The organism is Bacillus cereus group sp. Bc010 (genome assembly GCF_027716745.1).
In the GTDB taxonomy this organism is placed as follows: Bacteria; Bacillota; Bacilli; order Bacillales; family Bacillaceae_G; genus Bacillus_A; species Bacillus_A pacificus.
In genome coordinates this window covers 96629-120505 of the sequence record NZ_JAQFUY010000008.1, presented here as the reverse complement: position 1 = coordinate 120505, position 23877 = coordinate 96629, and the positions used below count along the sequence as shown (strand labels likewise).

Below are 23877 nucleotides of genomic sequence, written 5' to 3'. Positions count from 1 at the left end.
GAAAGGATCAAAACATCATGAAAGAATCGCAAAGTAAGAAAAAAACAAGTGTAGTAACAAAGGCAATAATATCTCTAGGAGTTGTTTTAGCAGCGACCTTCTTCACGTTCTTTTTAATTGGAAAATGGAATGCTATCCCAGTGAAGGGAGTAGCGAATGAAAGTATGAATCAAGTTAATACGCAACAACAAGAAAAGAAAAAGGAAACATCACCAACAAAACAGAAAAGACCTGATGGAAAACCGTTAGGAAAGGTTGTTTATTTAACATTCGATGACGGTCCTAGTGAATTAACGGGGAAATTTTTAGATGTACTAAAAGAGCAAAATGTTGCTTCGACATTTTTTATGCAAGGTAGTAATTTACAAAATACAGGTTTTCAGGAAAACGTAAAAAGAGCAGTAAAAGAAGGACATTATATTGGTGCTCATAGTATGACACATAATAGTGATAAGCTATATAAAAAAGGACAATTTGTACCGGAGATGAAAGAAACGTTAGCTCTAATTCATAATATCACAGGCACAACTCCTAAACTGGTTCGTCCACCATATGGATCTGCACCAGGATTAAAGAGTGATGAAATTCGTAATCAAATTGTAGAAGCAGGAATGAAAGTTTGGGATTGGACTATAGACTCAAATGATTGGAAATTAAAAGATAATTCAACTCAAATTATTGAAAATGTAAAGAAACAAACAACAGAAGAGGTAGAAGTTGTTTTAATGCATGAAAAGGTGCAAACATTACAAGCTCTCCCTGAAATTATTAAATTTTATAAAGAGCAAGGGTATGAATTTGGGGTATATAATGATGAGGATCATTTTTGTCTAAACTTCCAGAAAGATCAACGTCTATAGTATAAATATAGTTATTTTAAAAAGATGTTTTTATTACTAAAACAATAACTAATACAAAGAATAACTAATACAAAGAATAACTAATACAAAGTCGATTTCCATGAAGTGTCCCCCAATTGTTAAGCACATTCTAACAATCGGGGCATTTTTTATATTCAAATTCTCTTAGCGTACGAAATTCGCGTTTTTCTCCGTAGCGAAACAGGGCTCATATGCTCTAACCTCATTCTATTAGTAAATAGCCTGCAATCATTATCCTCTGTACATGAAATAAATTTGATTTGTAATATAATCTGAACTAAAATGAAGTCCATTTCTTATCCACCACATGATGATTCCTACCAATGAGGCAGTTTTAATCTCAATAGCGACATAATCTGCTGGTAGCTCTGTCTCACTATTATTCCTTCTCGTTTCTACTAATCGCTTTATTAATACAAATAATTGTTCTTCAAAATGATTCATATTAAATAAAATGGATAAATAATTTCGATGAGTATATAAATAATCAAGCAATTGTGTTAGCTGTTGTTTTTCGGATAAATCATTTACGTGTATTAAAGCAGTAATTTTATTAGAAAGTTCATTTAAAATTTCATCAGTGAGCTGCATGAGTAAATCTTGAATATCTTGATAGTGTAAGTAAAATGTTGTCCGATTTAACCCAGCTTTGTTTGCTATTTTCTGGACTGTTAAATTTGAAATAGTAGATTCCTCTTGTAAAAGGGAATAGACGGCATTTTTCAACATTTCTCTTGAACGAAGTGTACGAGGATCCTCTTTTTTAGATGTAGACATTTTTAAACTCCTTTATAGATTTTTCTTTGACTTTCTCGACAAAGCATATTTTCAATGTCGATTAATGAACATTTTCAACAAAATTGTTCATGGTCAGGAATATGTATCTTTGTTACTATGAATTTTATCGACACTGTGTCGATAATGCAACTATGGAAAAAGGGAGTTTACAAATGGAGAAGGGAATAACAGAAAGAAATAAGAAAGTTTTATTAATTGTACTAATTGCTGGATGTTTTTTATCGACATTAAACCAGACGTTACTTAATGTGGCAATGAGTAACTTAATGGAGGTATTTGATGTTACAGCTGCAACTGTACAATGGTTATCAACAGGTTTTATGCTCGTAAACGGTGTGTTAGTGCCAATTACGGCATTTTTAATGAAACGTTTTACAACAAGGCAATTATTTACTAGCTCAATGCTTTTTTTATTCATCGGAACATTACTATGTGCCGGTGCCATCAATTTTGGCATGTTATTAACAGGAAGAATGATTCAAGCAATTGGGGCGGGAATTATTATGCCGCTCATGATGACAGTTATTTTATATTTATACCCTAGTGAAAAGCGCGGGAGTGTTATGGGAACTATCGGCTTTGCCATGATTTTTGCGCCAGCAATCGCTCCAACGTTATCTGGTTTTATCATTGAATATGTATCATGGAGATGGTTATTTATTGGATTAGCTCCATTTGTATTCATCGTCATTATTCTTGCACTGAAATATTTAATGAACGTTGCAGATACGACAAAAGCAAGGTTGGATATTGTAAGCGTCATTTTATCAACGATTGGCTTTGGTTGTGTTTTATTTGGATTCAGTAGTGCAGGAAGTAAGGGATGGGGTCATCCAATTGTTATTACAACAATTATTACCGGGATAATTGTTACAGCGTTATTTTGCTTACGTCAAATAAAGTCTAACGATCCATTATTAAATTTATCCGTATTTAAGTATAAAATTTTTACTCTTACATCAGTGATAAACGTACTCGTCACGATGATTATGTATGCTGATTTAATTCTTTTACCGATTTACTTACAAAATGGAAGAGGCTTTACCGCATTTGAAACAGGTTTGCTTCTATTACCTGGAGCTGTTATTAATGCATTCTTATCACCTATTACAGGTAAAATGTATGATAAATACGGAGCAAAACCACTCTTTATTACAGGGTTAGTATTTATTATTATTTCGATGTGGGGTGTAATTGATTTAACTGAATCTACAACGTATATGTATGTAATGGTGCGCACTATTATTTTGCGAATTGGGTTAAGTTTCATTTCAATGCCTTTAAATACAGCAGGACTAAATGCTTTACCTAGAGAATTAGGTTCACATGGTTCAGCGGTAAATAATACGATTCGTCAATTAGCAGGTGCTATTGGAACAGCAGTTGTTATTACTGTATATACGACTCAAGCAACTTCACACGCTTCAGAGTTATCTTTAGAAAATGGAAGCATTGCCGCTATTCAACTAGCGAAATTATCTTCTATTTTCGGCTCAGGTGATGCCTATCTATTTATGTTATTCTTATCTTTTGTAGCATTAATCTTTGCATGTTTCATGCCTAAAAAGGTGGCGACTCAAAAACTTGAAAAAGAAGCAAGTAATTAGAATGGTTTATAGGGTTGTTTAGAAAGTGTATGATGAAAGAAAAGTAAGTGATCTAATATTGAGGTACTTGTTTTTCTTTTTATCGAAATAATATAAAAAGGACTCTTAATTTTATAAGAGTTCTTTTTTGCTACCCCTATAAATTCTTCTCAATAATTGAAAATAAAATCAATCCAGATTATTATATTGTTATTGTAAATTTATTTTATTTAAGGAGGATACATAAATGAAAAGCTCAAAAGGCTCTATTGAATCAGAGATAAGCAAAGCAATTACTCATTGGGAAAAGGACTACTTAGGACGCGGGTCTATATCTGTTAAGACAGACATATTACGAGATATGATTATCGTAAATTTACAAGGTATTTTAACACCGGCTGAATATACTGTTTGCGAAACAAAAGACGGTATGCTAACGATAAAGAAAAATCGTTCGGAGCTAGTTGAATCTGGAATTGACGATTTGAAAGAGATCATACTAGAATTAACTGGAGAGAAAGTGAAAAGTTTTCATACGGATATAAGCTCTCGTACAGGTGAACGAGTAATGATTTTTAAATTGTTTCATAATCTTGAGGAAAAGTTTTAAAAATTAAAACCACCGTAGGGCTAGTGGGAGATAATTAAGAAACCTAAAAGTTTTGCACTTTATTTACATTTATTAACATGATAATAATTAAAAATTTGAAGTTATTTACGTATAATAAATCTTAAAAACTGATAAAAAAATTGACAAACTGCTTAATATGGTTTATCTTATAATTGTTTTAGAAATTAATAGATGCTTATTTTAACTGTTTGCTATAATTAAGGCTTTAGCATTTTTTTAATATGTAATATTGACTAAATGAAAAAGTTTCTTAATGAAAAGATAGCGCATAACATAAATTGATATATTGATTGTATAATCTAGGAGATCAGAAATATACTTTTCTTTTTAATAGGAGTAATACATACATTCTTTTATAAAATGGGAGCTCTTCAAAAAACTTTATTGAAGTTAGTTGAAGGGAAACCGACAATCTCCATAATTTAATGATGATATAAAATCATTGAATTATGGAAGTTGTCGGTTTTTTTTATGGGAAAAAACGATGTACTAAAAATAGTGAATGAAAATTTAAAAAATTATCGTAATGAAAAGGAATTCTTACAGTTTATTTTCGTTTAGAAGGGAGTATTTACATGTTAATTTCGCTAAGTTCATCAACATTGTTAACATTATTTTTTATGGCGCTTAGTGCTTCTTGGCTAAGTGGATTATTGTTTTTACATGCAAGGATACCTTTACGTTTTGTTCATATCCATATTGGTATCGCTGCTTTGCCTTCAGTGGTTTCTTTACTCGCACTTGTTAATCACAATGGAGATAGCGTTGTAGGGCCTTGGCATCTAGATACTTTAGCTTGGTTCATGGCTTTCTTTGTTCTTACAATCGGTTTAATTATTCAGCGCTTTTCTGTACGTTACTTACTGGGAGATCGCTCATATCGAAAATACTTTGCACTTTTTACATTTACTACAGGTGTATCTTCAGTTGCATGGTTAAGTAATGATCTTCGTTTCATGATTATTTGTTGGGGAGCAACTCTTATAGGATTGGTTTTACTAATAGGGCTAAATAAAGGGTGGAAAGTAGTTAGCGAAGCAACAAAAATTTCTAGTTATTTATTTACAATAAGCTGGATCGCCTTGCTAGCAGCTATCATTTGGCTTTTTCAAATCACTGGACAGTGGCAGTTAACATCAGTTGTAACGAATGAAAATGTAGCTCAATTTGGAACGTTGGAGAAAACAGGAATTAACTTATTCATTATAGTAGCTGTAATGATTCCAGCAGCACAATGGCCTTTCCAAAGATGGTTAATTGAGTCGGCTGTTGCTCCAACGCCTGTTTCTGCTATTATGCATGCGGGGTTAGTAAATGCTGGCGGTATCATGTTAACTAGATTTTCGCCACTGTTTCATGATGATATTGCACAAATCATTTTACTAATTTTCTCTAGTATTTCTGTTTTAATCGGAACAGGAATTAGCCTAGTTCAGGTTGATTATAAACGTCAGCTAGTGGGATCAACTATTGCACAAATGGGGTTTATGCTGATTCAATGCGCATTAGGAGCTTATTTAGCGGCTGTTATTCATTTAATGTTACACGGTTTGTTTAAAGCTACACTGTTTTTACAAGCTGGTTCTTCCGTACAACGTTTTGGGGAAGTGAAGCAGTCTAATGAAAAGATGTCCAATTTATGGATGATAGTCGGGCGTGTTTTCGGATTATTTATAGTGATTGCATTTTGGTTTACGACTTCTGGAGAAGGGTATCAATTCGTTAGTGCGTTCGTCTTAGGGTGGTCATTATACTTTTCATGGAAACAGCTTGTTGTTTTTGGAGAGGGAAGAATGGGAAGAATTGTTGGTCTATTTATTTTAGCTGGATTTTCTCTCATTTACTTTACAGTTCATAATTCTCTTTATAAATGGTTGCATACTGACATGTATCAAAGCGTTCAACCTTCAGCTCCAGCCGTTATTTTTGTTATATGTCTCTTATTATTTGGTAGTGCTATTAGTACTCTCGTTACTCGTAACCAATCCTCTACTATATTTGCTGTAATGTACCTTTGGTTCGTTCGAGTAGGTGAGGCGAGAAGAAAGTCAGTAGAAAGTCATCCGAGCTATCTGCAACATTATGTATCAAAAGGAGGTAATCAGTGATGGGCATATCGTCAATCGTAACGAAAGAAACTTTAAAAAAGAAAGAGACAAACATTGAAGTACAAGAAAATAATATGAATGATTTAGTTGAATCTGCTAGCCGAGTGATTGCACCACTTTGGCCGATCGCTACATTTGCAGCTCATCACCCTTGGATGGGGCTTGAAAAACAATCATTTGAACAAGTTGCAGATTGGTTAAAAGAAATTCGTAATGTGGATATATATCCGAGTGCTTCTATGATTCATTCGGCAAAGGCAAAAGGGGAGATTGAGGAATCATTTTTACAAAGTGGCTTGTCTCGTTGGCTTGATTCACAATCTTTTCATATTCCGCGAGAGAAAGCGGAGCGTTTTTGCCAAGAAGCTTTAAAGTTAGAAAGATTACCTTCTAGTTTGTTATCATCGCCAGAAGTAAATAAACTGGCAGAAGAAATGAGCTATATAAATACAAGAAGTATGAAAGACTCTTCTATGCAACCTGTAAGTGCACTTATAGAGAGTCAAAAGGGTGAAAACCTATCTGATATTCTTAATTATCACATCATTAAATGGTGTAAATTATATTTGGATGACTCCGGGGCAAGCTGGACGATGCCAAACCGAGAGAAAGGCTTGTATCGTGCATGGCACCACCTTATTACATTTGATCCAGCGCTCAGTAAAAATGAGCGTAAAGTTTTAAAAGATTGGCCACAGGATGCCCAGGTAGCTTTAACAAGAGCTTTATCTGAATTAGGAATCTCTGAATCTAACATGCAAGCTTACCTTGAAGGGCACTTGCTTGCTTTGCCTGGGTGGGCAGGAATGATACGATGGCGTTCCCGACAATCAATTCAGGAACAGGAACTCGTTATCGAATATTTAGCAGTTCGAATTTCTATGGAGCTAGCCATTGTAAAACCTTATTTACCTTTAACAAATCAAAAGGCTGAGAAAAAAGTTGCGATTGTCCCACTTATAGCTTCTTGGATTTATTGGGGGAATATTTCAACCCAGGAATGGTCACAAATGCCTGCAGCTGAACAAAGTGAATTATTAGCATTTGCATATCATTTTGATGAAAATATTCGCAGGAAACTTTGGTTGGAAGCTTGGGAACAGACGCATGCAGAGCAATTAAGGGAGAAGATCGCTTCTAAACAACGTGCAACGAATGATAAAAAACATGTATTAGCTCAATTAGCATTCTGTATTGATGTACGTTCAGAACCGTTTCGTCGCCACCTAGAAAAATTAGGTCCGTTCGAAACGTTTGGAATAGCCGGTTTCTTCGGGTTACCAATTGCGACTAGTGAACTAGGTAGTAATGAAAGTCATCCTTCTTTGCCAGTTATATTAAAACCGAAACATCAAATAAAAGAACTCACGGATGAAAAGGAATTTAAAAATTATAAACAACGCAAGAAGATAGACAGCTCAGTAAGTTATACGTTTAAGACGATGAAACAAAATGTATTGACAAGTATGTTGTTACCTGAGGTAAGTGGCCCTTTACTTGGCTTACAAATGGTGACAAGAAGTTTTGTGCCAAGAAGAGTAGGTAGTTTCATTCGTAATCTTCGTAAAACGATGTTGCAAAAGCCCGATACAACATTCTCGCTTAATCATGTTCATGATACAAAATGCGAGATACCTATCGGTTTTACGAAAGAAGAAAAAGTGAATTATGTGTGTCAAGCTTTAAAAATGGTGGGATTAACAGAAGGTTTCGCACCTTTAGTTGTAATGTGCGGACATAGTAGTCAAAGTACGAACAACCCTTATGCTGCAGCGCTTGAGTGTGGTGCTTGTGGCGGAGCAGCAGGAGGATTCAATGCAAAAGTTTTTGCTACTTTATGTAATCTTCCAGAAGTAAGAGAGGCGTTGTCTGCTGAAGGTATTAAAATTCCTGAGGACACCATTTTTGTAGCAGCTGAACATAAAACAACAGTGGACGAATTGGAATGGATTTACGTCCCAAAACTTTCGGAAGCTGCGCAAGAAGCATTTGATCGTATTGAGTCGGTTATGCCAAATGTGAGCCAACATGCAAACAGAGAGCGTTTAACACAATTACCTAATTTTAAAATGAAAATAAAAAATCCGAGTAAAGAGGCACATCGATTTGCAGAAGATTGGAGTGAAATACGTCCGGAATGGGGATTAGCTCGTAATGCATCTTTTATTATCGGGCAGCGTGAATTGACGCAGGATTGTGACTTAGAAGGTAGGGCTTTCCTTCATAATTATGATTGGAAACAGGATGAAAGTGGTGATATATTAGCTAACATTATAGCGGGACCAGGAACAGTAGCGCAGTGGATCAATCTACAATATTACGCTTCAACTGTAGCCCCTCATTATTATGGTAGTGGGAATAAAACAACACAAACTGTAACGTCAGGTCTCGGTGTTATGCAGGGAAATGCAAGTGATTTGTTATCAGGCTTACCTTGGCAATCCGTTATGCAGTCAGATAATGAGACGTATCACTCACCACTTCGTTTACTCATTGTAATTCAAGCGCCTACTAAATATATAGAACGTTTGCTAAAGAATGATTTCACATTTCGAGAAAAAGTTAAAAATGGGTGGGTTAGACTGGCGAGTGTTGATCCAGAAGGACAATGGAAAAATTGGTAACAATCATGTCATGAACAATCAACTATCGTTACTAGTTTAAAAGTTTCATAAATACAATCATGAAGAAGGAGTGCTATATATGAATGCAAAGAATAAAAAGGTTTTATTGTTAACAGACATTGAACACGGGATAGAGCCTATTATCCAACAAGTAACTAACGTTCAACGAGAAAACATGTTGACTATACACAGCTACGATTCTGTAATTGTACATCCTTATGGAGATATAATGAGATCTATTATTATTGCTATTTATGAAGAAAATGTGGAAGAAATTTTTGTTGTCGGAATAGAGGATAAAGAAACTAATGTAGTTAATCTACAAATTCAACGTGATTCCATAAAAAATAACAAGGAACTAGACTATCTCTTTAAAAATTGCATGCCTGAATTTTCAAGTGGTAGTCTTGAGGAATGGCTAAGTGGAAAAGAAAATGTTAGTGAAAATATTGAGAAGAGTATAGATATGATTCGTCATCATCCGTTAGTGCCTTCTAATGTTAAAGTTCATGGTTTCAAGATTGATAGAACAGGTGGAAAAGAAACAGTTGTTGAAGTTTCTGCTAATCAAGTAGTAAAACAAATGCATTCTTATGTGTAAATTATCGATAGATAAGCAACTTTTATTTGGACTTATGTCTTTTACAAAGAGCAAAAGAAATCTTCTATAAATGGGGATCTTTTGCTCTTTTTGTTTGAATTTTTAATGTGTTTTATAGGAGATATCTAATATGTACATAATAAAAATATATAACCTTTTGGATGAAATTTTAAGGACGGATTAGCAGGTGGGAAATAAAAGTTTATGTTGTGATTTATCCCGCTTTAATGGGCAGTAAGACCCCCACCTCAAAATTCAGCGAAAGCAAAGAAGTTAGGCGGGGGATCAACTGCCCATAAAAGTCCGATTGGTTCAACTAATAATCAGTGGGGGATGAAGAAAACCCCCACTGATTAAAGTTTCACTTTATTTTAAGATTATTATTAAAAATAATGGAGATTCTTTAATTATGACAATAAAACAGTTAAAACCTAAAATAATATGGAAAAAAAGAATGTTGCTAACTATTTGTATTGTTTTCGGATTGATTATTGCGGGAGTTGTTTTTTGGAATGTTTCACCTATTCCAAAAGCGTTTCTCATAAAAAAAGCATTTGAAGGTGGAATGTTTGTTCAATCTAACAATTATAAAAATGCTCTAAAAGAGACACGAATTGTTAAAGATATCAATTATAATTCTAAATTTCCTGATGGTACATTAGATATTATTTATCCCAAAAACCTTACGGGAAAAAAATCTGTTATTTTTTGGGTGCACGGGGGTGGGTTTGTAGGTGGAGATAAATCAGACATTACTGGTTATGCAGTAGAATTAGCTGCTCGTGGTTATACAGTAATAAATATAAATTATGCTCTTGCTCCTAAAAGAAAGTATCCTACACCAGTACTACAACTTGGTGAGGCTTACGAATATATAAAAGAAAATGCAAAGAAATATAATGTGAAACTAGATGACCTGTATTTTGCCGGAGATTCTGCTGGAGCGCAAATATCTGGACAATTCGTTACTATTCAAACATCTCCAGATTATGCGAAATTAACTGGAATCGACGCTATTGTTGGTCCTTCTACAATTAAAGGTATACTGCTATTTTGCGGTCCGTATAATATGCCTGCATTAGCTAAAATGGAAACATCCAAAGAAGTACAAGACTTTATGCGTACTACTGGCTGGGCTTACTTTGGGAAAAAGAAGTTTGAAACATTACCTGAAATGGAAATCGCCTCTATTTATCAACACGTTACAAAAGATTATCCACCAACGTTCATTACAGATGGAAATACTGCATCATTTGAAGAGCAAGCTAAAGCATTAGCTTCTACTTTACAAAATAAAGGAGTACCTGTAGATACACTTTTCTTCGATAAAAATATCTCTGGGAAGTTAGCGCATGAATTTCAATTTAAAATGAACACTCCAGCAGGTCAAGAAGCTTTTAACCAAGTTCTTAAATTTCTAAATGAAAATAAATAATATATATACTATTAACTTTTTATAAGCTTAGTTTAATACCAAATATGAGTGGACAAACATATTGTACTAATAATTTAATGATAGCAAGAATAATTTTGATAAGAAGTATATAGTAAGAATGATTTGGAGATACAGATGGGGATATAACTATTTTATTTAGGACGGTGCACTTTAAATGGATTTACAGACAGGGAAATTATATTGGAACACAACTTTTTCTAATACACCTTCTTATCCTCAATTGGAAGAAGATATAAAATGTGACGTACTAATAATAGGAGCAGGGAGTTCCGGTGCTCAATCCGCATACTATTTAAGTGAATCAGATTTAAAGATTGTTGTCGTTGATAAAAGAAAGGTAGGACACGGAAGTAACCTTACAAATACAGCACTTATTCAATATTTAGGTGACAAGATGTTTTTTGAACTTGTAAATACATTTGGAGAAGAGTATGCAGTTAAGCATATGAAATTATGTGAACAAGCTATTAATGATATTGAATATGCTGATCAAAATTCACCTTATTGCTCTGACTTTAAACGACGTGACAGTTTATATTATGCAAGTTATGAAGAGGATATAAAGAAATTAGAGAAAGAACTGTATTATTTACATAAGCATGATTTTAAAGCGACTTGGCTATCAGAGGAACAAATTGGACAGAGATATCCATTTAAAAAACGTGCAGCTATTTATACGTATAACGATGGTGAAATAAATCCGTATAAATTTACACATAGTTTATTAAAACAAGCTTCTAATAAAGGAGTCCACATTTATGAAGATACAGAGATTGTTGGCAAAAAGTTAGAGAAAGAACGTGCTGTTTTTTATACAAAAGGGGGCAATTCTATTACTGCCGATAAAGTAATTGTGGCTGCAGGATATGAAGGTTTGGAATTTAAAAAGGAAAAGAACGCTACACTAATTAGCTCGTATGCAATTGTTACTAATCCTGTAGAAGATTTATCTTCTTGGTATAAACGTACTCTCATTTGGGAAACTGCGAGACCATATATTTATATGAGAACTACTGCAGATAACAGGATTATTATAGGTGGGTTAGATGAAGATACAAACATTGCTCAAGAAAGAGATTCAAAATTAATCCATAAAAAAGAGAAATTAGTGAATGAATTTAATAAGCTCTTTCCAAATATTACGGTTGAACCTGAATTTTATTTAAGCGCTTTTTATGGTGGTACTCATGATGGTTTACCTATAATTGGAATGTATGAAGAGTTTCCAAATTGTCACTTTATCTATGCGTATGGAGATAATGGATTAGTATATAGTATGGCACTTTCTAAAATGGTTCGAGATGTAATTATTAGCGGTTCAAGTCCAGATTTGAATTTATATTTACAAACTAGACCAAAACTAAATGAATAAGCTATATGTACGCAAAATCACAGTAGTATAAAGAAGTGATCGTTTTAACGGTTTTAATTATTTTATATAAGAAGCAATTCTACATTTGTAATCTCTCCAATATATTTTGGGGGGATTTATTTTTTTATTGAAAAATAGTCTAATTAAACTATAACGAGTATATAGTTTAATTAGACTATTTATTCTGTTGGGTGTGAAAAAAGGAGGAAAGAGGTATGGTTGCAAAAGAGACCAACTTACGCTTAGTAATAGCTGGTTTAATGCTAGGCATTTTAATGGCTGCAATGGATAATACAATTGTTGCTACTTCAATTGGTACAATTGTCTCAGATTTGGGTGGATTGGATAAATTCGTCTGGGTTACTTCTGCTTATATGGTTGCAGTTATGGCTGGTATGCCTATTTTTGGGAAATTATCTGATATGTATGGTAGAAAGAGGTTCTATATTTTTGGTTTATTAATCTTCTTAATTGGTTCTGCATTATGTGGTACTGCGCAAAGCATTGTTCAGCTAAGTATTTATCGTGCAATTCAAGGTATAGGTGGGGGTGCACTTATGCCAATCGCCTTTACCATTGTATTTGATATTTTTCCTATTGAAAAAAGAGGAAAAATGACTGGATTATTAGGGGCCGTATTTGGTTCTTCAAGTGTATTAGGACCTTTATTAGGCGCGTATATAACAGAAAATATTAGTTGGCATTGGATTTTTTACGTCAATATTCCAATTGGTTTAATGTCATTAATTTTTATTTTAAAAGCTTATAAAGAAAATAATCCACCTACTAAGCAAAATATTGATTGGTGGGGGACGATAACGCTCGTAATAGCAGTAATTAGCTTAATGTTCGCTTTAGAATTAGGAGGAAAAAAGTTTAAGTGGGATTCGATACAAATCATTGGGTTATTTACATCGTTTATTGTATTTTTTATTGGCTTCCTATTGGTAGAAAGAAAAGTGAAAGATCCGATCATATCATTTTGGATGTTTAAGCGTAAGGAGTTTGCAATATCTCAAATTATTACATTTTTCTATGGAGCAACATTTGTTATTTTAACAGTATTCATTCCTATTTTTGTTCAGGCTGTATATGGTGGAACAGCAACTAATGCTGGATTAATTTTAACACCAATGATGTTAGGTTCTGTCGTAGGTAGTGCCATTGGCGGAATATTTCAAACGAAAATTAGTTACCGCAACTTAATGTTATTATCTGTAATATCCTTTGGGATAGGTATGTATTTATTAGGAACGATGGATCCGCAAACAAGCCGTGCACTTTTAACGATATACATGATTATAACGGGATTTGGGGTTGGATTTTCGTTTTCTTTACTTCCTACAGTTTCTATTCATAATATGGAACCGAGATTCCGTGGCTCAGCTACTTCAACAAATTCATTCTTTCGTTCACTAGGTATGACAATTGGGGTAACGATTTTTGGCTCCATTCAAAATAGTACCTTTACAGCTAATTTAAAGGATGCTTTTAAGGGAATAGAACACGGTTCCAACATGTTAAATAATTTAGGTGATCCAAGTGCAATATTTCGCTCAGATATAAGGGCCAGTATCCCTACTTTTATTCTTGAAAAAATTATAGCCGCTATGTCATCTTCAATTACTACTGTATTTCTATTAGCTTTAATTCCAATTATCGTTTCATTTATGGCAATATTATTTATGGGGAATGTCAAAGCTGGTACAAAGGATAATAAAGTGAATTCGAATTCATAAATTTTATAAAACAAAAAGATTCTTTGCTTATTTTTAGCTTATACTATTGGTATAGGTTATTAAGGAGTGGAGAATTATGAATACAAAGCTTTTTATGCTGGGTCTTCTTATGGAGAAGAATAGACATCCGTATGAAGTCCAGCAACTTTTAAAAAATAGTGAAATGAAATATTATATAAAAATTACAAAAGGCTCTTTATATTATACATTTGAGCAACTTGAAAAGAAGGGCTTTATAGAAGTTGTTGATATTATTCGTAATGAACAACGCCCTGAACGAACTATTTACGGTATTACTCAAAGTGGTAAACAAGAATTTGAGCATTTATTATTAGAGCAAATGATAAAGAAAGAGGATATGCATCGTCCTATATATGAAGCGTTACTTTTTGCACAATATGGGGAGGAACAATTAATTCTAGAACAGCTAAAAATTAAAATCTCTCAACTGACGTTATATCTTACTACTCTTCAAAAAGTATATGAAGAGAAGTGTGGAAAAGAGAGTTTAGCTAAGCTATATATATTATCTAGTGTCATTTTACATTTAAGAACAGAGTTAAAGATTTTACAGAGTTTATATAATAACGTAAAAAATGAAAAGATAGATAATATAGGAAATGATGTACTTAGAGAGATAGAAAATCAATGTTTATAATGAAGAAGATTATAAAATAAAAAGAACGATTGTTATAATCATTTAAAAATAACAGAAGTACTTGTTCTAATAAAAAATGAATTGTGCTTTAAGAATCAGAAGGGATAGCCATGCAAAATAAAATTATTGTTATGTTTCAAAAAGATTTTCGCTTATATGATAACCCAGCTCTATTTGAAGCTACTCAGTCCGGTGAGGTTGTTCCGGTATATGTACATGATGAAACTTTTTCAATGGGAAATGCGTCAAAGTGGTGGTTACACCATGCAATAATAGATGCAAAGAAGCAACTTGAGGCATTGGGCTCTACTTTAATCATTCGTAAAGGAAGTACGGAGGAAGAAATACTTTCTCTCATAGAACAGTTAGGTATAACGGCTGTATATTGGAATATTTGTTATGATCCGGACAGATTACAATTTAATCAAAACATGAAAATGATGTTAGAAGATAAAGGTATTACATGTAAGGAATTTAATTCACATTTATTATTAGAACCGTGGATGATTAAAAAGAAAGATAACACTGAATATAAGGTGTTTACGCCTTTTTATAATGCATTTCAAAAGCAGGTAATATCTAAACCTATTAGTAAAGTGCAGCGTATAAAATGGGGAAGTTCTTTACCAGAAAGCTTATCTGTTACAGAATTACACTTGCTGCCGACTATACCGTGGACATCTCATATAGAATCAATATGGGATCCTACAGAAGAAGGGGCATACAAAACATGTAAGAAATTTTTCTCTAGCAAATTAGCCTCTTATAGTGAAGGAAGAGATTTTCCAAATCAAAATGCTCATTCGATGTTGGCACCTTATCTTTCATTTGGTCAAATATCAGTGAGGTGGATGTATCATTACTTAATCAATAAAAGTACCGAAAGACAATGTAGTCTTTTTGAAAAACAAGTGAATAGCTTTATCCGTCAATTAATTTGGCGAGAGTTTTCTTATTATTTACTATATCATTACCCATTTACAGTATATAAACCTCTTAATAAGAATTTTGAACATTTTCCGTGGAATAATGAAGAGGAGTTATTAACAGTATGGCAGAAGGGTGAAACTGGTTATCCGTTTATTGATGCGGGAATGCGGGAACTATGGCAAACAGGTTTTATGCATAATCGAGCAAGAATGGCTGTAGCCTCTTTTCTTGTAAAGCATTTATTAATTCCGTGGCAAGAAGGAGCAAAATGGTTTATGGATACACTACTAGATGCTGATATTGCAAATAATACCATGGGGTGGCAATGGGTTGCTGGAAGTGGAGCGGATGCATCACCGTACTTTCGTATTTTTAACCCGATTACACAAGGAGAAAAGTTTGATAAAGATGGAGAATATATAAGAAAATGGGTACCAGAATTAAAAGATATGCCTAATAAATATATACATAAACCGTGGGAAGCACCTGAGCATATTTTACAAAAGGCTAATATAAAGCTAGGAGATACATACCCTTTGCCAGTTGTTGATCATAAGGCAGCGCGGGAGAGAGCACTTTGTGCATATAAAAGTATGAAAGAATTCGTATGAAATAGGTTAAACAATATGTATTTGGAACTTGAATATTAGAATTTCATCCATTACAAGGACATACTAATCATATAAAGTTTTTATAACCTTCGAGTAAAAAGGAGAATGTTTATGAAAAAATCTAGTAGTCTAGTATTTTTACTAACATATGGTTTGTTTTATGTTTCTAGTATTTTATTTCCAATTGATCATATGTGGTACGATGCGCTGGAAAAGCCGTCTTGGACGCCTTCTGGCATGACAATCGGAATAGTTTGGACGGTATTATATGGACTTATTGCATTATCAGTTGCAATTATTTACAACAAATATGGATGTAAGCCAAAAACATTTTGGTTTATATTCCTTTTAAATTATATGTGCAATCAAGCGTTCAGCTACTTTCAATTCAGTCAAAAAGATTTATTTTTAGCAACAATAGATTGTTTACTAGTCGCTGTTACTACGTTACTTCTCATAGCGGTTTCTTCCAGTTTGTCTAAAGTATCGACATGGTTGCTCATTCCATATTTTTTATGGGCTACATTTGCTACATATTTATCTTGGAGCATTTATAGTATAAATTAAAGGCGTAAATAAAAACTTGAGCATAATAAAAATGCTCGAGTTTTTATGTGTGCTAATGAAAATCTGAAATATAGAATATATACATCTTAGGGAGGTCATCTTTGTGAAGAAATGGATAAAAATTACGCTGTACTCTTTACTCGGTATTTTACTTATAGGAAGTATTACGTTTTTGACTTGGTCTCAGTTTACTTATAAACCAACGAAAGAGGCTTTGTTGTTAGTAGATGATAAAAAAGGTGAAGATCATATCGTTTTTGGAGAGAAAGATGCTAAAATAGGGGTTATTTTTTATCAAGGTGCTAAAGTAGAAGCGGAGGCTTATAGTTACTTGGGAGAAGCTCTTGCAAAAGATGGACACTTTGTAGTAATGCCTAAGTTACCATTAAACTTAGCGATACTTAGAATCAATGCAGTAGACAGTGTAATGGCACAGTATCCTGAAGTTCAAAAATGGTATGTTGCGGGCCATTCAATGGGGGGAGCTATGATTTCTAAGTATGCCTTTCAACATGAGGACAAGGTAGATGGGATCATTTTCTTAGGTTCTTATCCTGCAGATGACTTCTCTACGAAAGCGATTCCGATGTTATCAATTTATGGGGAAGTAGATGCTTTAGCAACTGTAGAAAAAATAGAGGACAATAAAAAGTTTATGTCAAAGAATACAACTATGCACATGATAAAAGGTGGAAACCATGCTCATTTTGGCATGTATGGTGAGCAAAAAGGTGATAATGCTAGCTTAATTACGCCAAAAGCACAACGAGATGAAACAGTGAAAGTAATTGAAGAATGGTTGTTGAAACAATGATAGACGGGAGAGCCAACTCATACGAGACGGCTCTTTTATTTAACTTCTATCTTCAATTTCCCTCTTATTTTCTCCGGAATATCCTCTTCAGCGATAATATCGTAAGAATACACATACTTTCCTTTTACATGAATTTTTAAGTAAGTTTTTCTTATAAAATCATTAGGTGTGTTCGTTCCAACTTTATATTCTGTTTCATTGCTTAATTCATCAACACCTTTTAGTGAGTACACAGCTCTTCCTTTATGATGATAATCTGGAATGCCATATCCCTTCGCAACGGCGTATACATTTTTTTCTTCAGCAATTGGATTAAATCTGTCTAAATCCCCGCGTAATATGAAAGGTAGTAAGTATATAGGAATGCCTATTGCTATTATACAAATTATAAATTTCTTCATGATCGTTTCTCCTTTTATCTATTTACATTTTTCAGTATAGATAAAAGTTCTTATGAATATAGAGGGGAATTCTTTAAGTTTTTCTTAAGAGTTATTTTATTACGGTAAAAGGAGCGAATCTCACATCGTTAGAGTCGTAACTTTGTATGATGATTCTTTTTTACATAACGAACGGATTTAGCTCTACGATATAATGCATTAGAAAAGTTTCATCCATATAGCATTTGGAATGTTACTGGGCAATCGATTTAAAATAGTTAAATATTACTTCTTGAAAGCACACTTTATTACCCATACGATTGTTTAGGATAGTATGTATCTTTATATAATCTTGATATAGATTTCTCTTTATCTTTCTATGAACATGAGATTATCTAAATATGAACAAGCTACACTCTCCTTAGAAAGAAGTGAGGAGAGGGATTTATGGAATATAGTAGAAAAAAACATTTTGTTTATTAACTATCGCAGGACTAGGTATATGTATCGGTATGTCAAATAGTGAAAGTCCTATAAGTGAAAAGAAACCACCTGTCATTGTGCAAGAAGTAGAACAAAAACCAGAAGTAGTTGAAAAAGAGAATATATCAATAGAACAAGAAAAAGAGGTAATAAAGCCATTAGATGTTCCGCTTATCTTACAAAAACCAGAATTGATGCGCGGTTGTGAAGTAACAAGTCTCGCTATGGTATTACAATTTTCAGGAGTGAAAGTAGATAAAATGGAATTGGCTTCAAAGATACACTATGTCCCATTTCAAAGTAATGGTTTGAAGGGAAATATGCATAAAGGGTTTATCGGGGATATGGCTACTTTTGATAAACCAGGATTAGGTGTTTTTGTGGAGCCGATTTTAGAATTGGCAAAGTTGTATGTTCCGGATGAAAAAGTGATGAATCTAAGTTATAAAGAACCTGAACAAATTTATGAAGCGATAGATCGAGGCCTCCCTGTATGGGTATTAACAAATGCTCGTTTTAAACGATTACCTGATAATCAATTTTATACATGGAGAACAGATACAGGGGAAATGAAAGTGACATATCATCAACATAGTGTCGTTGTGACAGATTATGATGAACAATATGTATATATTAACGATCCACTAAAGACGGACAAACATAGAGCGATTAATCGAAATAATTTTGAACAGTCTTGGATTCAGATGGGAAGACAAGCGATGACCATTTCGATTTAAAGAGAACGTAGATTGGATGAGAATAGAAATGAAAAAAGTTTTAATTATAGAAGATGAAAAAATTATAAGAGAGACGGTAGCGCATTATTTCTCGCATGATGGATATGATGTGATAACAGCAGAAGATGGCCAAATTGGATTAGAGTTATTTGCTGCACATGATCATGATGTCAGTTTAATCATACTAGATATTATGCTTCCAGTAATGGATGGGTGGTCAATTTGTAGACGTATTCGCAAGAGCTCAAACGTTCCCATTATTTTATTAACAGCTCGAAGTGATGAGGATGATACATTACTTGGATTTGAACTAGGGGCAGATGATTATGTAACGAAACCATTTAAACCTGCAATTTTATTGGCGAGAGCAAAGCGTTTGTTCAAAGATACAAATCAAAATTTACAATTTCAGGACTGCATTCATTTATGTGGTATTCGCTTAGATAAATCAGCACGTTCTGTTTCAATAGATGGACAAAAGATAGATTTTACACATACAGAGTATGAAATTTTACAATCTTTAATGGAGCATAAGGAACAAGTATTAACGCGAGAGCAATTAATCACAAATATTTGGGGATATGATTATGACGGAGATGATAAAACTCTAACTGCACATATGCGTAATGTACGTTTGAAACTAGGTGAGAAAGCAAAGCACATTACTACAGTTGTTCGTACGGGATATAAGTTTGAGGTAGAGAAATGATGAGAAAGAAAATTGTATTTCAATTATTTTTTCTTACCTTTTTACTATGCTGCATGATCATCGCAACTATCTTTTTTGGACAAATGTATGTGATGAAGTATATGTATGTAGATAAGGAAAAAGAAAATGTTCAGAAATAATTAAAACAATATTATACATTTTATGAAGAATATAAACAGGATGAAAATAAACTCCAGAGTAAAGAACGATCATATGCGAATCAGCAAGGCATTATGATTGCAAGGCTTGATGAAGTAGCAAACATTAAGAAATTACCATCAGGAGATTACTATATAAAAGCGACTGATAAAAATGATCCAAGTCGAACATCTAAAGTCGTATTTAATAATTTAATTAACGCAAAGAAAGATATGGATTCTAACTTCAGCATTTTAATTACGAGTTTAATCGATAAGACGACCAAAACAGCTATCATGGATACAGTGAGTAAAGGGCAAAATAAGGATATCGTCGTTCCTACAACACTAAGGATAAAAGGATACGATGGAAACTTTGTAGCTCCTACATATCATCAGACAATGAAATGCATGATGTCAGGCGCTAAAAATGGAATTAAAATTTTTTCAAAAGAAGAAAGTGATAAATATTATTACTTAGAAGGACTTGTAACAGAAATTAGCTTCCCGAATTATAGCAACCCAGAAATTGATAACGCGTTGTACAGTAATGAAGTATTTGCAAATCGTATTTTGCAATTTCAATCGGATTGGATTAGCGATAAAGTAAAATTAAGCGGAGAAGAATGGGTGCAGAATGAAATTAGTATAGATGGAATCAAGTATCTAGAAACGATAAAACCACTCATGAAAGATGGTCAAGTAAAGGAATTTATTTATACGCTATCTTCGTTACAACCAATTACAAAAGCAACAGATGTAATGAGTGATTATTACATATATATTATAGTATTTGTGCTGGTTCTATCGCTTATTGTATGTTTTTATTACTCGAGAATTATCACTAAGCCATTATTAAAGGTTAATGAAGCAACGAAAAAAATAATGGAATTCCAGTTTCAAGACAAGCTTTCTATCAAGTCGAAAAATGAAATTGGAGAGCTTTCCTCTAACATTAATCAGCTCTCAGAAAGAATGGAAGGGTATATCAATCAGTTAAAAAAGGACTTAGAGAAAGAAAAGAAACTAGAACAGACAAGAAAAGATTTCATTGCAGGTGTTTCACATGAATTAAAAACCCCCCTCAGTGTGATGCAAATATCTGCTTCCATGCTGCAAGATGGTATTGCACCTGAAATGAATCAATACTATTGGGACGCATTAGAAAAAGAAATAGAGAAAATGAATGTACTAATTGATGAAATGTTAAACTTAGCTAAATATGAATCAGGAACATATCAAATACAGATGGAGCAAGTTAATATAGTTGACTTAATTCAAAAGGCAGAACAAGATTTACAAGTTCAAATTGATGAAAAATCCCTACAAATCAAATTAAATATAGATGATGTGTGTGTCAAGGGGAAAACGAATTTATTGGAACAGGTTATAACAAACTTGTTTACAAATGCGATTCGTTATACAGATGCAAAACAAATCATTGTGATTGATGTAAAAGAGAAACAACATGACGTATATATAGGATTTGAAAATAAAGGTTCACATATAGCAGAAGAAAATATAGATAAAATATGGGATCAGTTCTATAGGGGCGATAAATCAAGAAAACGAGTATGTGGTGGAACGGGTCTTGGGCTGTCCATTGTAAAAAATATATTTGATTTACATGATGCGAAATACGGTGTGACCAACACTGAAGACGGTGTATTATTCTACTTCCATTTAGAAAAGTGGGATGGAAAACAGTAGTATAAAATAGTTGGAGTAAACAGTAAAGGTGCAAAATCTAAGGAAGAGAAGTGGCTGAAAGAAAATACGCATCGTGCAGGGTATATCATTCGTTATCCAAAGGAAAAGAAAAATATAACTGGTTATACGTATGAACCGTGGCATATTAGTTATATAGGAGATATTTCAAAAAATATATAAGGAAAAACTAACTTTAGAAGAATATATGAGATAAGAAAACTAAAGTGAATTGAAAATCTGTATTTTTTTAGGGAATAATATTTTATTTTAATAGATTCAAAAACTGCCTATTTAAAAATTTGATAGGCAGTTTTTTACTTTCGGGTACAAAATGAAATGATTTTATTTTGTTCATATATATAGAAAAAAACATATAAATACATCCAAAACACTAATCATTGCCCCTCGTTATTAGCAATAGGATAGCTACTTAAGGACAAAAAAGAATTCGCTAGTTTTTGTGCGAAATGTAAAGGGGGTTCTACCGATTGGATATGAATATACATAATTAAGGGATTCATGTACAGCCAATGATTATGTAAAGCACTGACAATAATTCCTTGTTGTACAATTGATCTCATAAATGCAGGGATCTCTTCTTGTAGAACAGCGATTTCACCTAAATTTAATGCATCACCATTTTGATCTAACGATTCAAAACTTACTCCGACGGGGACTACATAAGTACTTAGTTTTCCTTGAACAAGCACCCTGAAATCGCGGTGAAAAGACATTGAACAACCACCTTGACTTATTTTACTTTTTCCCTTAAGTATTGTAGCAAATTGCTCACAAATGAAATTAAGATTGTGCATAAATTCAATCCCTTTCTTATATAAGTATATGGCTACTATGAAAATATCTATTTAAATACAGGGTTTTGCTTGAATACTAAAAAATGAGTTCTAAAATACTGTACCTATTCACGAAGAATTTAGTTGTTTCTCCTTGTATCTATTTATATTTTTCGGTATAGAAAACAATGCCTATGAATACAGAGGGGAATTCTTTAAGGTTTTCTTAAAAAGATTTTAGTAACAGTTATTTTAACCAAAATTTTCATGGGAATATCTTTAAAAGGAACTTATGTTTTTTGCAAGAAGTGATAAGCTTATATGATTATTCTCTTTTACCAAATCGTATCATGTATTAAAAAAAGGACTTGATCCCCGATATACAAAATTGGCTGTCGTAGGAGATGTAAACCGCAGTGGATCAATCGTATTAGCAGCAACACCGCTATTAAAATCATTAGGAATTAAGAAGATGGCAAGGGTGTACGAAATATCGAAGCGGCCGGATATTATAATTGTGAATCTGATTATACATACGTATATGAAATGTTCAACTTACATAACAGGCTTAACTTTAAAGTATGTTGCGCTGGAAGATTTTCATCAATATAGTATCGATGAGTTTTTCATGGATATGACCGCAAGCATTCATTTGTTTGCGAGTAATTCGTGCGAGTTCGCATTTAAAATTTAAGAGAGAAATATATGAACGTACGCGAATTGAAAGTACGATTGGTATTGCTTCGATATCGCTTTCATATTTCAAGAAGGGATCGTACGGTCAAAAAAGATAATAATCTATTAGGGGTTGAGTTAAAAAAAGGTGACGTAGTCATTGCTTGGATGAGTGCATCCAATATGGATGAAAACATGTATAGCGATCCTTTTTCTATAGACATTCATCGCTCAAATAATAAAAAGCACCTAACTTTCGGAAGTGGTCCACATTTTTGTTTAGGTGCCCCCCTTGCACGATTAGAAATGAAAATTGTATTAGAGGTATTCTTACAAAAGTTTTCTTGTATCGAACCAGTTGAAGGATTTGAATTAGAAAAAAACTTAACTGCTTCTGCTACGGGACAGTCCTTGACTTATCTACCAATGAAAGTTTATGGGATTCAGCCCATACCCATTAACTTAAGAAATTAATTGTTCCCCAAAACGAAAAAACGAGCTGAAATTTTATAAATCACCAGCTCTATAAGAGTATTTTTTCGTTTTTGGGGTATGTAAGAATCTTAGCTTGATAGCATAGGTGGATGAATAGAGGGTCTTTAGTAGACCTTCTTATAAAGAAATGAGAAAAAACATGTGCGAGAGTTTAACAAGCTATATTATGAGTTTGTCTAGAGAGCACATATGAAATTGAAAGGATTTTAAAAAAAGCCAGAATGGTCCCTATCAAAAACCATGATAATACTAGGGGATGATAGTAAAGTCTTAATATTTAACGTTCGAGGCATATGTAGATTTATTGTAAAATAATATTGAATTCAACAATTAGGTAATAGATGTTTTGAAATAATTAGAATTATGGAGGAAGGGTTCAAT

At 33.2% G+C, this 23877-nt stretch carries 18 protein-coding genes and 4 pseudogenes; 19 read left to right on the top strand and 3 right to left on the bottom strand.

Features of this window, described 5'->3' with window-relative positions; all coding sequences use genetic code 11:
• The first annotated feature begins 17 nt into the window (after positions 1-17).
• Positions 18-860, top strand: coding sequence for a polysaccharide deacetylase family protein (locus PDQ68_RS12310; RefSeq protein WP_061182544.1), 843 nt, complete (start codon positions 18-20; stop codon positions 858-860).
• A gap of 252 nt (positions 861-1112) precedes the next feature.
• On the opposite strand, the gene PDQ68_RS12305 is transcribed toward PDQ68_RS12310, so the two are convergent.
• Entirely contained in the window at positions 1113-1658 is a 546-nt protein-coding gene (locus PDQ68_RS12305) for a TetR/AcrR family transcriptional regulator (protein ID WP_061182545.1), read from the bottom strand.
• 173 nt (positions 1659-1831) lie between these two features.
• Here PDQ68_RS12305 and PDQ68_RS12300 point away from each other — a divergent pair, with 173 nt between their 5' ends.
• The 12 genes from PDQ68_RS12300 to PDQ68_RS12245 all read left to right on the top strand — a co-directional run bounded on the left by PDQ68_RS12300 (position 1832) and on the right by PDQ68_RS12245 (position 17376).
• A complete protein-coding gene (locus PDQ68_RS12300; RefSeq protein WP_061182546.1) occupies positions 1832-3286 on the top strand; it encodes a DHA2 family efflux MFS transporter permease subunit in 1455 nt (484 codons plus the stop codon).
• A 226-nt stretch (positions 3287-3512) separates the two neighbouring features.
• Positions 3513-3875 carry a Na-translocating system protein MpsC family protein gene (locus PDQ68_RS12295; RefSeq protein WP_016717920.1) on the top strand — a complete coding sequence of 121 codons (363 nt, stop codon included), beginning with the start codon at positions 3513-3515 and terminating at the stop codon, positions 3873-3875.
• Between the two features lie 596 nt (positions 3876-4471).
• Entirely contained in the window at positions 4472-6004 is a 1533-nt protein-coding gene (locus PDQ68_RS12290) for an NADH dehydrogenase subunit 5 (RefSeq protein WP_061182379.1), read from the top strand.
• Positions 6004-8628, top strand: a complete 2625-nt coding sequence (locus PDQ68_RS12285) for a DUF2309 domain-containing protein (protein WP_270786757.1) — start codon at positions 6004-6006, stop codon at positions 8626-8628. Before PDQ68_RS12290 ends, PDQ68_RS12285 begins: the two co-directional genes overlap by 1 nt.
• A 79-nt stretch (positions 8629-8707) precedes the next feature.
• Positions 8708-9229: a carbonic anhydrase gene (locus PDQ68_RS12280; protein WP_000992255.1), complete on the top strand. Its 522-nt coding sequence runs from the start codon at positions 8708-8710 to the stop codon at positions 9227-9229.
• 409 nt (positions 9230-9638) lie between these two features.
• Entirely contained in the window at positions 9639-10664 is a 1026-nt protein-coding gene (locus tag PDQ68_RS12275) for an alpha/beta hydrolase (RefSeq protein WP_016717917.1), read from the top strand.
• A 175-nt stretch (positions 10665-10839) separates the two neighbouring features.
• Entirely contained in the window at positions 10840-12057 is a 1218-nt protein-coding gene (locus tag PDQ68_RS12270; RefSeq protein WP_000365728.1) for an NAD(P)/FAD-dependent oxidoreductase, read from the top strand.
• Positions 12058-12272: 215 nt separating this feature from the next.
• Positions 12273-13796, top strand: coding sequence for an MDR family MFS transporter (locus tag PDQ68_RS12265; protein WP_270786756.1), 1524 nt, complete (start codon positions 12273-12275; stop codon positions 13794-13796).
• 76 nt (positions 13797-13872) lie between these two features.
• Positions 13873-14454: a PadR family transcriptional regulator gene (locus tag PDQ68_RS12260; protein WP_001093178.1), complete on the top strand. Its 582-nt coding sequence runs from the start codon at positions 13873-13875 to the stop codon at positions 14452-14454.
• Positions 14455-14564: 110 nt separating this feature from the next.
• The gene (locus PDQ68_RS12255) at positions 14565-15995 is read left to right on the top strand and encodes a cryptochrome/photolyase family protein (RefSeq protein ID WP_061182407.1); all 1431 of its coding nucleotides are present in this window, start codon (positions 14565-14567) and stop codon (positions 15993-15995) included.
• Between the two features lie 111 nt (positions 15996-16106).
• Positions 16107-16562 (top strand): TspO/MBR family protein, encoded by a 456-nt coding sequence (locus PDQ68_RS12250; protein WP_061182408.1) that lies wholly within the window; start codon positions 16107-16109, stop codon positions 16560-16562.
• A gap of 103 nt (positions 16563-16665) precedes the next feature.
• Complete coding sequence (locus PDQ68_RS12245) at positions 16666-17376, top strand: alpha/beta hydrolase (RefSeq protein WP_061182409.1); 711 nt, start codon at positions 16666-16668, stop codon at positions 17374-17376.
• 35 nt (positions 17377-17411) lie between these two features.
• Here PDQ68_RS12245 and PDQ68_RS12240 read toward each other — a convergent pair whose 3' ends face one another.
• The gene (locus PDQ68_RS12240) at positions 17412-17777 is read right to left on the bottom strand and encodes a YxeA family protein (RefSeq protein WP_016717912.1); all 366 of its coding nucleotides are present in this window, start codon (positions 17775-17777) and stop codon (positions 17412-17414) included.
• Positions 17778-18268: 491 nt separating this feature from the next.
• On the opposite strand from PDQ68_RS12240, the gene PDQ68_RS12235 reads away from it, so the two are divergent.
• From PDQ68_RS12235 to PDQ68_RS12220, 4 genes and pseudogenes are all read left to right on the top strand, one after another.
• A complete protein-coding gene (locus PDQ68_RS12235; RefSeq protein ID WP_235590116.1) occupies positions 18269-18976 on the top strand; it encodes a C39 family peptidase in 708 nt (235 codons plus the stop codon).
• Between the two features lie 28 nt (positions 18977-19004).
• Positions 19005-19685 (top strand): response regulator transcription factor, encoded by a 681-nt coding sequence (locus tag PDQ68_RS12230; RefSeq protein ID WP_061182411.1) that lies wholly within the window; start codon positions 19005-19007, stop codon positions 19683-19685.
• Positions 19685-21532: pseudogene (locus PDQ68_RS12225) on the top strand (HAMP domain-containing sensor histidine kinase). Before PDQ68_RS12230 ends, PDQ68_RS12225 begins: the two are co-directional and overlap by 1 nt.
• 30 nt (positions 21533-21562) lie before the next feature.
• A pseudogene (locus tag PDQ68_RS12220) lies at positions 21563-21746 on the top strand (D-alanyl-D-alanine carboxypeptidase family protein); the annotation flags it as partial.
• 181 nt (positions 21747-21927) lie between these two features.
• Here PDQ68_RS12220 and PDQ68_RS12215 read toward each other — a convergent pair.
• Positions 21928-22347, bottom strand: coding sequence for a DUF1259 domain-containing protein (locus tag PDQ68_RS12215; RefSeq protein ID WP_061182613.1), 420 nt, complete (start codon positions 22345-22347; stop codon positions 21928-21930).
• 329 nt (positions 22348-22676) lie between these two features.
• On the opposite strand from PDQ68_RS12215, the pseudogene PDQ68_RS12210 reads away from it, so the two are divergent.
• Both PDQ68_RS12210 and PDQ68_RS12205 read left to right on the top strand, forming a co-directional pair.
• Positions 22677-23066 (top strand): annotated as a pseudogene (locus tag PDQ68_RS12210) (Y-family DNA polymerase); the annotation flags it as partial.
• A pseudogene (locus PDQ68_RS12205) lies at positions 23065-23475 on the top strand (cytochrome P450); the annotation flags it as partial. The pseudogenes PDQ68_RS12210 and PDQ68_RS12205, both read left to right, overlap by 2 nt.
• Between the last annotated feature and the right edge of the window lie 402 nt (positions 23476-23877).

Bases quoted from the DNA above. Each gene is read 5' to 3' on its own strand.
- PDQ68_RS12260 (WP_001093178.1), top strand. From the start codon at position 13,873: ATGAATACAAAGCTTTTTATGCTGGGTCTTCTTATGGAGAAGAATAGA.
- PDQ68_RS12310 (WP_061182544.1), top strand. From the start codon at position 18: ATGAAAGAATCGCAAAGTAAGAAAAAAACAAGTGTAGTAACAAAGGCA.
- PDQ68_RS12235 (WP_235590116.1), top strand. From the start codon at position 18,269: ATGTCAAATAGTGAAAGTCCTATAAGTGAAAAGAAACCACCTGTCATT.
- PDQ68_RS12215 (WP_061182613.1), bottom strand. From the start codon at position 22,347: ATGCACAATCTTAATTTCATTTGTGAGCAATTTGCTACAATACTTAAG.
- PDQ68_RS12290 (WP_061182379.1), top strand. From the start codon at position 4,472: ATGTTAATTTCGCTAAGTTCATCAACATTGTTAACATTATTTTTTATG.
- PDQ68_RS12275 (WP_016717917.1), top strand. From the start codon at position 9,639: ATGACAATAAAACAGTTAAAACCTAAAATAATATGGAAAAAAAGAATG.
- PDQ68_RS12265 (WP_270786756.1), top strand. From the start codon at position 12,273: ATGGTTGCAAAAGAGACCAACTTACGCTTAGTAATAGCTGGTTTAATG.
- PDQ68_RS12285 (WP_270786757.1), top strand. From the start codon at position 6,004: ATGGGCATATCGTCAATCGTAACGAAAGAAACTTTAAAAAAGAAAGAG.
- PDQ68_RS12280 (WP_000992255.1), top strand. From the start codon at position 8,708: ATGAATGCAAAGAATAAAAAGGTTTTATTGTTAACAGACATTGAACAC.
- PDQ68_RS12305 (WP_061182545.1), bottom strand. From the start codon at position 1,658: ATGTCTACATCTAAAAAAGAGGATCCTCGTACACTTCGTTCAAGAGAA.
- PDQ68_RS12240 (WP_016717912.1), bottom strand. From the start codon at position 17,777: ATGAAGAAATTTATAATTTGTATAATAGCAATAGGCATTCCTATATAC.
- PDQ68_RS12270 (WP_000365728.1), top strand. From the start codon at position 10,840: ATGGATTTACAGACAGGGAAATTATATTGGAACACAACTTTTTCTAAT.
- PDQ68_RS12250 (WP_061182408.1), top strand. From the start codon at position 16,107: ATGAAAAAATCTAGTAGTCTAGTATTTTTACTAACATATGGTTTGTTT.
- PDQ68_RS12295 (WP_016717920.1), top strand. From the start codon at position 3,513: ATGAAAAGCTCAAAAGGCTCTATTGAATCAGAGATAAGCAAAGCAATT.
- PDQ68_RS12230 (WP_061182411.1), top strand. From the start codon at position 19,005: ATGAAAAAAGTTTTAATTATAGAAGATGAAAAAATTATAAGAGAGACG.
- PDQ68_RS12255 (WP_061182407.1), top strand. From the start codon at position 14,565: ATGCAAAATAAAATTATTGTTATGTTTCAAAAAGATTTTCGCTTATAT.
- PDQ68_RS12300 (WP_061182546.1), top strand. From the start codon at position 1,832: ATGGAGAAGGGAATAACAGAAAGAAATAAGAAAGTTTTATTAATTGTA.